This is a genomic window from Streptomyces sp. UG1 (genome assembly GCF_049974585.1).
Taxonomy (GTDB): Bacteria; Actinomycetota; Actinomycetes; order Streptomycetales; family Streptomycetaceae; genus Streptomyces.
Window position 1 is genome coordinate 1 of sequence record NZ_JBNGGG010000093.1, and the last position, 13909, is coordinate 13909.

10 protein-coding genes are annotated in these 13909 nt (G+C 71.3%); 3 read left to right on the plus strand and 7 right to left on the minus strand.

Going from position 1 to position 13909, the window contains the following annotated elements; all coding sequences use genetic code 11:
• Positions 1–125 precede the first annotated feature (125 nt).
• The 3 genes from ACP4J3_RS49625 to solA form a co-directional block, all read right to left on the minus strand.
• Positions 126–1232, minus strand: a complete 1107-nt coding sequence (locus tag ACP4J3_RS49625) for an extracellular solute-binding protein (RefSeq protein ID WP_426544709.1) — start codon at positions 1230–1232, stop codon at positions 126–128.
• A gap of 79 nt (positions 1233–1311) precedes the next feature.
• Positions 1312–2379, minus strand: a complete 1068-nt coding sequence (locus ACP4J3_RS49630) for a succinylglutamate desuccinylase/aspartoacylase family protein (protein ID WP_426544711.1) — start codon at positions 2377–2379, stop codon at positions 1312–1314.
• Complete coding sequence (solA, locus tag ACP4J3_RS49635; protein WP_426544713.1) at positions 2376–3515, minus strand: N-methyl-L-tryptophan oxidase; 1140 nt, start codon at positions 3513–3515, stop codon at positions 2376–2378. The genes ACP4J3_RS49630 and solA overlap by 4 nt, the downstream gene beginning before the upstream one ends.
• 283 nt (positions 3516–3798) lie before the next feature.
• Between solA and ACP4J3_RS49640 the strand changes: the two genes are divergently transcribed.
• Positions 3799–4545 carry an IclR family transcriptional regulator gene (locus ACP4J3_RS49640; protein ID WP_426544727.1) on the plus strand — a complete coding sequence of 249 codons (747 nt, stop codon included), beginning with the start codon at positions 3799–3801 and terminating at the stop codon, positions 4543–4545.
• 203 nt (positions 4546–4748) lie between these two features.
• Positions 4749–5492: an IclR family transcriptional regulator gene (locus ACP4J3_RS49645; RefSeq protein WP_426544715.1), complete on the plus strand. Its 744-nt coding sequence runs from the start codon at positions 4749–4751 to the stop codon at positions 5490–5492.
• 27 nt (positions 5493–5519) lie between these two features.
• On the opposite strand, the gene ACP4J3_RS49650 is transcribed toward ACP4J3_RS49645, so the two are convergent.
• The 4 genes from ACP4J3_RS49650 to ACP4J3_RS49665 form a co-directional block, all read right to left on the minus strand.
• On the minus strand, positions 5520–5873 hold the full coding sequence (locus tag ACP4J3_RS49650) for a cupin domain-containing protein (RefSeq protein WP_426544717.1): 354 nt from the start codon (positions 5871–5873) through the stop codon (positions 5520–5522).
• Positions 5874–5943: 70 nt separating this feature from the next.
• Positions 5944–7383: an NAD-dependent succinate-semialdehyde dehydrogenase gene (locus tag ACP4J3_RS49655; RefSeq protein WP_426544719.1), complete on the minus strand. Its 1440-nt coding sequence runs from the start codon at positions 7381–7383 to the stop codon at positions 5944–5946.
• A complete protein-coding gene (locus ACP4J3_RS49660) occupies positions 7380–10274 on the minus strand; it encodes an FAD-binding and (Fe-S)-binding domain-containing protein (protein WP_426544721.1) in 2895 nt (964 codons plus the stop codon). The genes ACP4J3_RS49655 and ACP4J3_RS49660 overlap by 4 nt, the downstream gene beginning before the upstream one ends.
• Positions 10271–11539, minus strand: coding sequence for an aspartate aminotransferase family protein (locus ACP4J3_RS49665; RefSeq protein WP_426544723.1), 1269 nt, complete (start codon positions 11537–11539; stop codon positions 10271–10273). The genes ACP4J3_RS49660 and ACP4J3_RS49665 overlap by 4 nt, the downstream gene beginning before the upstream one ends.
• 262 nt (positions 11540–11801) lie before the next feature.
• Between ACP4J3_RS49665 and ACP4J3_RS49670 the strand changes: the two genes are divergently transcribed.
• Entirely contained in the window at positions 11802–13499 is a 1698-nt protein-coding gene (locus tag ACP4J3_RS49670; RefSeq protein ID WP_426544725.1) for a PucR family transcriptional regulator, read from the plus strand.
• Positions 13500–13909 lie beyond the last annotated feature (410 nt).

The window sequence follows — 13909 nt, forward strand, 5'->3', positions numbered from 1 at the left end:
ACGCCTCGTCGACGGCGACGACATCGCCGTACGTCTTGCGCAATGCCACCACCGACAGCGACTTGCCGGTCGCGGTGACCGGCTTGACGCCGGCCACCTTGACGGACGGTGTGGCCACACCGAATTCACCCACGAGCCCACTCCAGCCAGCGCTTGGTGACGGCCGATTCGTTCTTCAGCCACCAGTCGACATCCGCATCGAAACCCTTGTCGTAGTACTGCGGCGCACCCGCGAGCGCGTTGCGCTCGTCCTCGGTGAGCTTGGCGTAAGCCACTGGAGAAGACGGGTTCGACGGGAACGCCTTGGCCAGCGCAGCCTGGCTCTCCGCACGCAGCGAGAAGTCCATCAGCTGGTAGGCGGCGTCCGCGTTGGCCGCGCCCTTGGCGATGGCATAGCCCTGGAACTGACGCCGTATGCCGTTGAGCTGCCGCTCCACCGGCACGCCCTGCTTCTGCAGATCGGCGATCCGGCCGTCCCAGACGGTGGACATCGTCACCTCCTCGCGGCTCAGGAGCACGCCGGGGAGCGGGCCGCTGTCCCAGAACTTCTTGATGTCACCCCGCAGCCGGGTCAGCACCTCAAAGGCATGATCCACATCCAGCGGATACAGCTTGTCCATCGGGACACCGTCGGCCAGCAGCGCGAACTCCAGCTCCGGCAGATCACCGTCCGGATGGACCATCGCACGCGAGCCCTGGAACGCCCCTGTGTCCCAGAAGTCCGCCCACGACTCCGGCTTCTTGCCGCCGAAGGCGTCGGTGCGGTAGGCGATGCACTGACCGTAGAAGCTGCTGCCGATGGCATGGCCGGTGATCTGGTTCTCGGGGATCTTCGCGCTCTTCACGCTCTTGACCCGGTCGACGTCCAGCGCCTCCAGCGCGTCCTGCTTGACGTACTTGTGGTGCGACATCATCGAGTTGTTGATGAGGTCGCACTGCGGCCGACCCTGCTTGATCTGCGCCAGCAGCGGAGCATCGTCCAGGTTCAGCACCTTCACCTGGATACCGGTCTCCTCGGTGAACGGCGTGTAGATCGCCTTCTGCAGCGCCGCACCGTAGGAACCGCCGCTGTCACGGACGACCACCGTCTTACCGCCGCCCTTGCCTCCACCGGACGACACACGGCTAGTGCCAGTGCCACAGGCGGCGAGGGTGGTCGCGGCGGCGACACCCGCCGTGATCCCGCCTATTCCTCGCAGGAACAGTCTGCGGTCTATTCGGGCATCTTTCATCGTGTGCCTCCTGGGTGGTGCTGGCCGTGAGAAGGGGAGCGGCTGGGGACGTGGAAGGGGGGGTGGCTGGAATGGGGATCTAGGGGCGGGGATCCGCCTCGTCGGATCCGGCACCCAATCCGGGAGCCCGGAGGGTGTCGGCCCGCGCGGCCGTGTCGGGGTCCCACGGGACGGCGAGGGCGGCGAGTTCGGTACCGGGGGCGACCGTGAGGCCGTGCATGCCGTAGAAGATCCGGCCGTCGGCCGGGGCGCGGACGGTGTGCTCCGTGCCGTCGGTCGGGTCGACGATGCGGCCGAGGAGGTCGCCCTCGGCGACTTCGCCGATGACGTCGGCGTCGAAGGAGAACTCCGGGTACCACAGGCCGGTGGCCTCGGCGGTGACGCCGGCGGACCAGACCCACTCGCGGATCGAGGCCGGGGCGGAACCGTCCTGGTCGAGGACGCCCAGATGGCGAAGTGCCTTCAGCAGGCCGTCGACGCGGCGGAGGGCAGTGGCCTCGTCCCGTTGACCGAGCCGGCCCACCTCCACTAGGACCGCCGAGATGCCCCGGCGGGCGGCGGCCGCATGGCTGTTGCCGCCCTCGGGCGTCACCCCGAGGATGACGTCCTCGATGCCGAAGGACCCTGCCAGTTCGGCCGTCGCCTTGTCCAGGCCCGGGTCACCGGTGAGGCGGTAGCCGACGAAGTCCCGCAGAACCTGGTCGATGCCGCCGCAGTGCAGGTCGATGTAGACGTCGGCGCCGTCGACGAGGTGGGTGAAGAGCCAGGCGGCCAGGCGTTCGGTGGGGCCGCCGGCCGGGTCGCCGGGGAAGACACGGTTGAGGTTCACGCCGTCGACCGGGGAGACGTTGAGCCGGCCCTGGTACACGGCAGGAGGGTTGGCGACCGGACAGACGATCACCTGCCCGCTCACCTCGCCGGGCTCCAGCAGGTCTGCCAGGCGCGCGGCGGCTTGGATGGGCGTGAACTCGCCGCCGTGCACACCCGCGGTGATGACGACGCGCGGGCCGGGACGGGAGCCGTTGACCAGGATCAGCGGGATGTCGACGGTGAGGGTGCCGAGGTCGGCCTGGAGGGTGCCGCGGACCTTGGTGCCCGGCTGGGCCTGAAGGGAGCCGACGGCGAGGGTGGCCTCGTTCATGGTCATGCCTCCGTACGGCCGACGGTGGAGAGGAAGTCGATGGGCTGGGGCGAGGCGCCGTCCAGCGCGATGTCCGCGGCGATGTCACCGAAGGCGGGCGAGAGCTTGAAGCCGTGACCGGAGAAGCCGGCGAGCAGGATGACGTTCTCGGCGCCGGGCAGCGGGCCGACCAGTGGGCGGCTGCTCTCGGTGTAGCCCTCCATGTAGACGGAGAGCCGGGTCGGGTCCGGGTGCACGTCGGGCAGGTAACGCCCGATCAGCTCGGAGAAGATCTCCAGCTCGTCCGGCCGCACGGTGCGGTCCAGTTGGTTGGGGTCGTCGGCGAGCCGGTGCAGCGCGCGGGACAGTCCGAGCTTGACCGAGATGCCGTCCGGGGAGGGCAGGCCGTAGCAGTGGGTGGGTGCCGTGCGGATGAACGCGGGGCGCTCCTCGCCGAACCAGGCGTCGGGGGCGGTGGGCACGTACCAGGCGCTGACGAGGCGGCGGACTTCCACCTCCCACGGCAGGTCGGGCAGCAGGTCATTGACCCAGGGGCCGGGCGTGACGACGGCGGTGTCGAAGCGCTCGCTGCCGGAGTCGGTGCGGATCTCCACGCCGCCGGCGACGGGGACGATCTCGCGGACCGTGCTGTAGCGGTGGATCACGGCGCCCAGTTGCTCGGCGCGGCGGGCGGCGGTCTGGATCGTCAGCTCCGGGCGGATGAACCCGGCGCGGCGGTCGAGCACGGCCGCGTCGCCGTCCTCGATGCGGTACTGGGGGAATCGTTTCGCCAGAAGCTCGGCGTCCAGCACCTCGTGGTCGAGGTCGTGCTCGGCGATGGACTGCAGGACGGTGGCCATCTGCTGGTGCTCGGTCGGCCCCATCAGCAGGCATCCGGTCAGGCGGCGCAGCTCGCGGCCGGTCTCCTGCTGGAGCTGCTCCCACAGGATGTCGGCGTGCTTGAGGAGCGGGACGTACCGGGAGTCCTCGAAGTGGGCGCTGCGGAAGATCCGGGTCTCGCCGCCGGCGGCGCTGCGGTCGTGGCCGGGGGCGAAGCGGTCGTAGCCGACGACCTCGGCGCCACGGGCGGCCAGCCGCCAGGCGGCCTGGCTGCCCATCGTTCCGACGCCGACGACCGCGACGCGCTTCCTGGCAGCTGACACAGGACTTTCCTTTCGTATCGCCGGGGCGCATGCTGGCCCCGACATGAGGCTGTTCGATTCGAGGTGGTTTGGACGGGAGGCGGGTCTTTGGTGGGCCCGCGGCTCGCAACCGTCACATCTCGGAGTTCCGGCTCTCCGTGTCGGGATCTTCTTCCATTGAGCCGTGCCACATTGTGGAATGCTGTGCTAGAATCTGGCACAGAGAATGACAGCGGCTTCAGAGGGGAGTCAAGAGGGTGTCCAGCAGAAGTTTCAGGGATTAACAGGGGGAAACCGGATGGAAATGAAGAGCGTCACCAGGTCGTTGCGCGTCCTGGAGGCCGTCGCGCAGCATCAGCCGGTCACCGTAGGGGAGTTGACGAAACTCTTCGGGCTCCCGAAGTCGACCGTGCAGCGCACCCTGGTCACGCTGGCGGAAGCCGGCTGGCTGCGCGCCAACCGCAAGGACACGACCCGCTGGGAGATCGGCGCCCGCGTCCTGGCCGTGCGACCCGCCGCCCTCCAGGGCTCCAGCCTGTTCGCCGCCGCCCGTGAGCCCATGGTCCGCCTGCGGGACGAGGTGAACGAGACCATCCATCTGTCGGTGCCGGACGCCCTGCAAGGCATGGTCGTCGTCGACCGCGTCGACTGCGACCACGCCGTACGCACCTTTCACACGATCGGCGACACCTCACCTCTGCACGCCACCGCCGTCGGGCGGGCCGTGCTCGCCCACCTCCCCGGGCGGGACGTCGAAGAACTCGTTACAGGGGGACTCGAGCGCTTCAGCGACACGACACCCGTCGACCCCGACGAGCTGCGCGCCGAGCTGGACCAGATCCGCAGCGACGGATACGCGGTCAATCGCAACCAGTTCCGGCCGGACGTCTGCGCTGTCGCCGCTCCCGTCCTGGACGAGGACGGCGCGCCGCTGGCCGCCGTGGCCATCTCCATGCCCGACGCCCGGTACGACGCCGAACGCGTGCCCACGTGGGGCCGCCTCGTCGCCGACACGGCCGTGGAGATCACACAGCGCCGCATGGGCGCCTGAACGGCAGACGACAGCCCGCAGGCCCTCGACCTTGCGCCCCAGGACAGCCACCGCACTGCGCCCGCCCGGGGGCCGGTCCAGTGACCGATCAAGCCGTGCCGCATTATGGAACGCCATGCTAGAATCCGGCACGGCCGGGCTCCGTGCCGGGGTCAAGAGGTGAGAACCAGGAATCCACAGGTCTCAGGGGGCACCGAATGGAAATGAAGAGCGTCACCAGGTCGCTGCGCGTCCTGGAGGCGGTCGCACGACATCAGCCCGTGACCGTCGGGGAGTTGACGAAGATCTTCGGGCTGCCGAAGTCCACCGTGCAGCGCACCCTGGTCACGCTCAAGGAGGCGGGCTGGCTGCGGGCGAACCGCAAAGACACCACACGCTGGGAGATCGGCGCCCGCGTCCTGGCCGTGCGACCGGCCGCCCTGCAGGGCTCCAGCCTGTTCGCCGCCGCCCGTGAACCGATGATCCGGCTCCGCGACGCGCTGAACGAGACCATCCACCTGTCGGTGCCGGACGCCCTGCAAGGCATGGTCGTCGTCGACCGCGTCGACTGCGACCACGCCGTACGGACCTACCACGCCATCGGTGACACCTCGCCCCTGCACGCCACCGCCGCCGGGAACGCCGTCCTCGCCCATCTGAGGAAGTCCGAGATAGACGAGGTCGCCGCGGGGACGCTGGAGGGTTACGGCGAAGAGACCATCACCGACCCGAAGCAACTGCGGGCGGAGCTGCGCCGCGTGAGGGAGCGTGGCTACGCCGTCAACCACAACCAGTACCTTCAGGGTGTCTGTGCCATCGCCGCACCGGTGCTGGACGGTGAGGAAGCACCACTGGCCGCGGTGGCCGTCTCCCTGCCCGACTCCCGCTTCGAAGCCGGCCGGCTGCCCGAGCTGGGCCGGCTGGTCGCCGAGACGGCGGCGGAGATCACCGCCCGGCACCTGGCCTGACCACGGTCCCGGCTCGGGGCCCGGTCCTCACTTCACGATCACATAGATCTTGCGCACGGTTTCGATGGTCTTCCAGACACCGACGAAGCCCGGCTTCATGACGAAGCTGTCGCCTGCCTTGTAGACCACCGGCTCGCCATCCTCCGGCGTGAGTTCGACGATCCCGGCGAGGATATGGCAGAACTCAAAAGTCTCGCCCTTGATCGAGCGCGTCTCGCCGGGCGTCGCTTCCCAGACTCCCGTATGGATCATCTCCCCGCGAGCGACGTCCTGGGGCCAGGTCAGGAACGCGGGGTCGCCGGAGACCAGCCGTTCCGGGAGCGGGCCGGACGCGTGCGGCGCGAAGGAGGGATCGGCGTCGATGGTCTTCAGGAGCGACATGTTTTCCTTTCCTGGACTTGAGAAATCGGGTATTTGTGGCCTTTGTCGATCCAGGGGCCCGGGGCAGGAGTCATTGCACAGGCACCGCGAGGTACTGGTACTCCAGGAACTCGTCGATCCCCACCCGGCCGCCCTCGCGGCCGAGCCCCGACTGCTTGACGCCACCGAAGGGCGCGGCCGGGTTCGAGACGAGGCCGGTGTTCAGGCCGACCATGCCCACCTCGAGGCGTTCGCTGACGCGCAAGGCGCGGTCCAGGCCCTCGGTGAAGACATAGCCGACGAGACCCCAGGGGGTGTCGTTGGCCCGGCGGATCACCTCGTCCTCGTCGTCGAAGGTGAGGATCGCGGCGACCGGGCCGAAGATCTCCGTGTCCATCAGGCGGCTCGCGGGGTCGACGCCGGACAGCACGGTCGGCGGGTAGAAACAGCCAGGGCCCTCGGGTGTACGGCCGCCTACGAGCACCTGCGCCCCGCGCTCCACCGCGTCGGCGACGAGTTCCTCCACCTTGGCGCGTCCCGTCCGGTCGATCAGGGGGCCGACGTCGACGCCGTCCCGGGTCCCCGGACCGACGACGAGCGCGCCCATCCGCTCGGCCAGCCGCCGCCCGAACTCCCCCACCACCGACCGGTGCACGAAGAAGCGGTTGGCGGCCGTGCAGGCCTCGCCCATGTTGCGCATCTTGGCGACCATCGCACCGTCCACGGCCTTGTCCAGGTCGGCGTCCTCGAAGACGATGAACGGCGCGTTCCCGCCCAGCTCCATCGAGGTCCGTACGACAGCCTGAGCGCTCTGGGCGAGGAGCAGTTGCCCGATGGCCGTGGAGCCGGTGAAGGAGAGCTTGCGAATCCGCCCGCCGCGCAGGAGCGGTTCGCACACCTCCCCCGCATGGGAGGTGGTGACGACGTTCAGCACGCCGTCCGGCAGCCCGGCCTCCTTGAGGATCGCGGCGAGAGCCAGGCTGGACAGAGGGGTCTGCGGGGCCGGCTTGAGCACCATCGTGCAGCCGGCCGCGACCGCCGGGCCGATCTTGCGGGTGCCCATGGCCAGCGGGAAGTTCCACGGGGTGATCAGCAGGCAGGGGCCGACCGGGCGGCGGGAGAGCAGCATGCGGTTGCGGCCGTCCGGCAGGGTGGCGAGGCCACCGTCGATACGCACGGCCTCCTCGGAGAACCAGCGGAAGAACTCGGCCGCGTACGCCACCTCTCCCCTGGCCTCGGCGAGCGGCTTGCCCATCTCCGACGTCATCAGGTGGGCGAGCTCGTCGGTGCGCTCGATGATGATCTCGTAGGCGCGGCGCAGGATCTCGCTGCGCACCCGGGGCGCCGTACGGGCCCACTCCTCCTGCGCCTGCACGGCCGCGTCCTCTGCGAGCTTCGCGTCCTTGGGCCCGGCGTCGGCGACATGGCAGAGGATCTCGCCGGTCGCGGGGTCGTCCACGGGCATGGTGGCGCCGTCCGCGGCGTCCACCCAGGCACCGCCGATGAACAACTGCGTGGGTGTGTCGGTCATGAGGTTCCTCCTGGTTGAGCGGCTTGATCGGCGGCGGGGTCGAGCAGTTCCGCCAGGTGCAGGGCGCGCACGCCCCGGTCACCGGCGAGGTGGTCGATCTGGGTGGCGCAGCTGAAGCCGTCGGCCACGACGACCGTCTGCGCGTCCTGGTCGATGGCGTCGAGGCGCGGCTTCAGGGCCAGGCCGGCGACGGCCATCGAGGTGTCGTAGTGCTGTGCCTCGAAGCCGAAGTTCCCGGCGAGTCCGCAGCAGCCCTCGGCCTCCTCGACCTTTCGTACGCCGAGGCGGCCGAGCAGGTCGCGGGGGTGGTGGCCCTTGAAGGTGGCGTACTCGTGGCAGTGGGTCTGCAGGACGACGTTGTCCGGCAGCTCTGGTGGCGTCCAGCCGGGGGCGGCGAGATCGTTCAGGGCCCCGGTGAGGGTGTGGACGCGGGCCGCGACGCGCCGGGCGGCGTCGGTGCCGAGCAGTTCGGGCACGTCACGCTTGAGCGCCGCGGCGCAGCTTGGTTCGGCCACCACGATGGGCCGGTCGTCGCCGTTGTCCAGGCGGGCGACCGTGCGGGCCATGATGCGGCGCGCGAGCGACAGTTGGCCAGTGCTCACCCAGGTCAGTCCACAGCACAGATCGTCCGCCGCCGTGCAGGGAAGGCCGGCGCCGGCGAGTACGCGGCTCGCGGCCCCCGCCACTTCGGGGCGGAAGGCGCGGGTGAAGCTGTCCACGAAGAGCAGCGTCTTCGCCGGTTCGCCGGTCCTCGTCGTGCGCAGGGCCCGGCGCAGCGCGCGCCGGGAGGCGAAGGACGGGATCCGGCGTTTCGTGGTCACGCCGCCGAGGCGCGCGAGCAGCTTCCCGAGGGGGCCGCGCAGCAGCGCGTTCACCGGGCGGGCCGCGTATCCGACGAGCTTGGACGTCAGGGGCAGCCAGCCCAGGGAGTAGTGGGAGCGGGGTCTGACTCTGCCCTTGTAGTGCTGGTGCAGGAACTCCGCCTTGTACGTGGCCATGTCGACGCCGACCGGACAGTCGCTGGAGCAGGCCTTGCAGGACAGGCACAGGTCGAGGGCGTCACGCACCTCCGTGGAGCGCCAACCGTCCTGGACGGTTCCGCCCCGCACCATCTCCTGGAGGAGGCGGGCCCGGCCGCGGGTGGAGTCGTTCTCCTCCCCGGTGGCCCGGTAGCTCGGGCACATCACGCCACCCGCGTCGCTACGGCAGCGGCCGACCCCGACACAGCGGCGTACCGCGCCCGTGAAGCCGTCCTCGTCGTGCGGGAAGGTGAACGTCGTCTCCACGAGCGGGAGTTCACGCAGGGCGAGGTCGGCGTCGAGCGGCGCCGGGTCGACGATGACGCCGGGGTTGAGCAGCCCCTCCGGGTCGAAGATCCCCTTGAAGGCGGCGAACGTCCGGATCAGTCGGTGGCTGTACATGACTTCAAGCAGCTCACCCCGGGCCCGCCCGTCGCCGTGTTCGCCCGACAGGGTTCCGCCGTGCTCGACGACCAGGGCGGCGGCCTCGGTCAGGAACCGTCGGGTGGCGGCCCGCCCGGTGTCCGTGGCGAGGTCGAAGTCGATGCGTACGTGGACGCAGCCGGCGCCGAAGTGCCCGTACAGCACGCCGGTCAGCCCGTGGGCGGCCAGCAGCTTTCGGAAGTCCCGCAGGTAGGCGGCCAGGTTCTCGGGCGCCACGGCCGCGTCCTCCCAGCCCGGCCAGGACTCCCCGCCGTCGACCAGGCGGGCGGCGAGCCCTGCCCCGTCCTCCCGGACCCGCCACAGCGAGCGCCGCTCGGCCGGGCTGTGCACGACCCGCCCGCCGGTCATCCGGCCCTGTGCTCTGAGCACGTCCAGCAGTTCGCCGGCGCGGGCGTCCACGGCCGCCTGGTCGTCGCCGTCGAGCTCGACGTACAGCCAGGCACGCCCCTCGGGGAGGCCGGTGACGGAGTGAGGACCGCGCCGGGCACGCATGGTGGCGACGATCGCCTCGTCCATGCCCTCCACGGCGGTGGGGTTCCGGCGCAGGATCTCGGGGACGTCCTCGGCGGCGTCGACGACATCGTCGTAGCCGAGGGTGAGGAGGGTGGAAGCCTGTGCGGTCGCCACCAGGCGGACCGTCGCTACGGTGACGACCGCACAGGAGCCCTCGGTGCCCACCAGTGCGCGGGCCATGTCGAAGCCGTGCTCGGGGAGCAGGTGGTGCAGTTGGTAGCCGGAGACCTGGCGCGGAATACGGCCCAGTTCGGTGCGGATCGGCGCCAGATCGGCCTCGATCAGGCGGCGTACGTCCGCTTCGAGGCGGGCGACCCGCTCGACCGCGTCCGTGTCGTTCGGGTCGGCCGCGCGCAGTCCGGTGCGGTCGGCGACGGCCCGCACGCCGTCGGCCGTGACGATCTCCAGCGCCTCGATATGGCTGCTCGTGCGCCCGTGCCGCACCGACCGGTTGCCGCAGGCGTCGTTGCCGATCATGCCGCCGAGGGTGCACCGGCTGTGCGAGGACGGGTCGGGGCCGAAGGTGAGCCCGTGCGGTGCGGTCGCGCCGCGCAGCGCGTCCAGGATCACTCCGGCCTCGACGCGTGCGGTGCGCGCCGTGGGGTCGATGTGCAGAATCCGGTTCATATGACGGGAGAAGTCCAGGACGACACCCGGCCCGACCGCATTGCCCGCCATGCTGGTGCCGCCGCCGCGCGCGGTGACCGGAACGTGTGCCTCGCGGCAGGCCCGCAGCACCGCGACGACGTCGTCGGCGCTGCGGGGAAAGACCACGGCCCTCGGCGGGACCCGGTAGTTGGAGGCGTCGTAGGCGTAGGGACCGGTGGAGCCCGGGCCGGTCTCCACCCGCAGGCCGGGCGCGATCTCGGCGAGCCGCGCGACCAGCGGCTCCAGGGCCGTGGTGGTGTCCGTCATCGCCCTGCCGCTCCCGCTGTGCCGACCTCGACCGCGGTCGCCCACGCCTGCAGGCCCTCGTCCACCGCCGTCTCGTCGATGACGAGCGCCGGGATCATGCGGACGACCTGGTTCCAGGCGCCGCACAGCAGCAGGAGCAGGCCCTCGTCGACGGCGGCTCGCTGCACGCGGGCGGCGGTGTCGGGGTCGGGGCTGCCGTCCTCGGTGACGAACTCGGTGGCGAGCATCAGCCCGAGGCCGCGCACGTCGCCGATGCCGGGTGTCCGGTCGGCGACCGCCTCCAGGCCCTGGCGCAGCCGCTTGCCCATCGCCTCGGCGTTCTCGACGAGCTTCTCGTCGCGTACGACGTCCAGCGTCGCGCAGGCCGCGGCGCAGGCGACGGCGTTGGCGCCGTACGTGCCGCCCTGCGATCCGGGCCACGCCTTGGTCATCAGTTCCTCGGAGGCGGCGATGCCGGACAGCGGGAACCCGCTGGCCAGGCCCTTGGCGGTGACGAGGATGTCGGGTGTCACGCCGAAGTGGTCGTGGCCCCAGAAGCGGCCGGTGCGGCCGACGCCGGTCTGCACCTCGTCGAGGATCAGCAGGAAGCCGTGGCGGTCCGCCCGCTCCCGCAGGCCCTCCATGAAGGCGCGGTTCGCGGGGACGTATCCACCCTCGCCGAGCACCGGCTCGACGATGATCGCGGCCGTGTCGGCGGGCGAGGAGATCGTCTGGAGCGTGTAGTCCAGCTCCTTCAGGGCGAAGCGGGTCGCGGTCTCCTCGTCCCAGCCGTAGCGGTAGGCCGACGGGAAGGGGGTGACGACGACACCGCTCATCAGCGGGGAGAAGCCGGAGCGGAAGCGGGTGCCGGAGGTCGTCATGGAGGCGGCCGCGACCGTACGGCCGTGGAAACCGCCGTGGCAGACGATGACGTTCGGCCGGCCGGTGGCCTGGCGGGCGAGCCGCAGCGCGGCCTCCACCGCCTCGCTGCCGGAGTTGGTGAAGAACAGGCTGTCCAGGCCGGCCGGCAGCACCTCGCCGAGCTTGTCGACCAGACGCCGCAACGGCTGGTGCATGACCGTCGTGTACTGGCCGTGGATCAGCGTGCCCACCTGCTCCTGGGCCGCCGCGACGACCTTGGGGTGGCAGTGCCCGGTGCTGGTGACGCCGATGCCGGCGGTGAAGTCGAGGTAGCGGCGGCCGTCCTGGTCGAAGAGGTGGACGCCCTCGCCCCGGGCCGCCACCACGGGCGTGGCCTGGCGAAGGTGCGGCGACAGTGCGGTCATGTTCGTCTCCCGGCCTCGGTGTTCGGTCTGCTGCGGTCTCCCGAGCATCCCCGCGGGCGGGGGGTGCGCCAACGCGCGATCTGTCCGGCCGGGACGCGGTATCCGGACGTTGTGTCAGGCGCGCCGGGCCCTCACCGCGCCCCCTCCGCCTCGTAGCAGCCATATCCGGGCTCTTGCGCAGGTCAGCGACGCTTGTCAGAGTGACGGGGCACTTCCCCAAGCTCTGTGGCTTCACCGGAGCCGGGACCCCCATGGAGGCACCGTGAGCGAGAACCACCCCACGGCTCCAGGGCCGGGCGCCGACGGCCCCGACGCCTGCGTGCCGGGCCGCGACATGAACGCCGCCGGCCGCCCGCTCACCGTGGCCGACGCACTGGCCCTTCCCGTCCTGGCCGCCGGAGAGCCGCAGGTGGTCACCGGCCTGTCCCGGCTCGACCGGTCCGTCCGCTGGGTCCACATCACCGAACTGACCGACCCCGCCTCCTTTCTGAAGGGCGGCGAACTCGTCCTGACCACCGGCATGCCGCTGCCCGAAGAACCGGCCGGCGTACGCCGTTACGTCGACGAACTCGCCGACATCGGCGCGGCGGCCCTGGTCATCGAACTGGTCCGCCGCTACCACCGCCCACCCGACGCCCTGGTCCACGCCTGCCAGGCCCGCGGCCTGCCCCTGGTCACCCTGGCCAAGGACGTCAACTTCCTGGAGGTCACCCAGGTCGTCCACGCGTTCATCCTCGGCAACCAGGCCGAGATGATGCGGCGGACCCAGCGCGTCCACGAGGCGTTCACCGCCCTCACCCTGCGCGGCGCCGGGCCGGAGGACGTCGTACGCGCCGCCGCCGAGATGAGCGGCCACACCGTTGTCCTGGAGAACCTGGTCCACCAGGCACTCGTCTGCGAGCCTTCCGGTGACACCGCCGAGGCGGCGCTCACCTCCTGGGAACAGCGCTCCCGAGCGACACCGCCCGCCGACCACACCACCGTGTCCGGCCCCGAGGGCTGGCTAGTGGCGCCCGTGGAGTACCAGGGCGAACGCTGGGGCAGGGTGGCCATGCTCCCGCCCCCGCCCGGCCCGGCCGCACACTCGCCCCTCGCCCGCCCGTTCGGTCCGGAAGCCGTCACGGTCCTGGAGCGAACGGCGATGGCCCTCACCATCGCCCGTCTCACCCACCCCACGCCCTGGGAACGCGCCGCACACCGCGGCGTGCTGCGCGACCTCGTCGACCAGCGCCACCGCTCGCCCGGCGACGCCGAGGCCCGGATCGCCGCGCTGGGCCTGCCCACGGCGGACGCCCGCTTCATCGCGGTACTCGCGGACGTCCCACGCGAGGACGACACGGCCAAGGCCGAGGAACTCCTGTCCGAGGAGCTGAGGAAGAAGGGAACACAGGCCCTCGTCGGCCTCCTCGGACCGACCCGCCTAGGCATCCTCCTGTCCCTGCGCCTCGACCAACCGTGGCGACCCGTCGTCGAACACCTGAGCCGCACCGCGCTCGACCTGGTTCCCGGGACAACAGTGAGCACGGGCAGCGAGGCGGCCGACCTCCCCGCCGTCGCCCGCTCCTTCCGCGAGGCGACCCGCGTGGCCGAAGCCACCGAGCCCGGTCAGCCGCTCCCGCCGGAGCGCTCCTACCACGAACGATCCGACATCGGCCTGCGCCGCCTTCTCTTCGCCCTCCGCGAAGACACCCGGATCCAGGACTACGCCGAACGCCGGCTCGGCCGACTCGCCGACCACGATGCCCGCCACGGCACGGACCTGCTGACCACCCTGCGCCACTACCTGGACGCGGCAGGCAACAAGACGGTGGCCGCCCGCTCCGGCGGTCTGTCCCGCGAGACCGTCTACCAACGTCTGCGCGCCATCGAGCGGATCCTCGACTGCGACCTCGAGTCCGGCGAACAGCGCACCGAACTGCACGTGGCACTCGCGGCACTCGACGTCCTGCGGGCCCGCTGAGAGCACTGACCTCGATCGTGTGCGGCAGCCGCTGGTAATGACACCGTGACACCGGCGGGCCTCAAGAAAGGCACCCCACACGCCGCGCGCAGCGGACGCGCCCTGGTGAACCGGGAGTTGTATCTGCCCAATTCCTGGACCGACGACCACGACCGCTGCCGCGCCACCCACATCCTCGACGAGCGGGCCCATGCCCGCCGACACCGCGGCACACAACTTGGTGCCCTTGTCTCGCCGCAGGCCGACCGATCTTCGGAGCGGACGGGAACGGTCGGCGCAGCGGCCCGGGGGGGGGGGGGGGGGGGGGGGGGGGGGGGGGGGGGGGGGGGGGGGGGGGGCGGGCGGCGGCGGGGGGGGGGGGGCGGGGGGGGCGGGGCGGGGGGGGGGCGGGGCGGGGGGGCGCGGGGGGC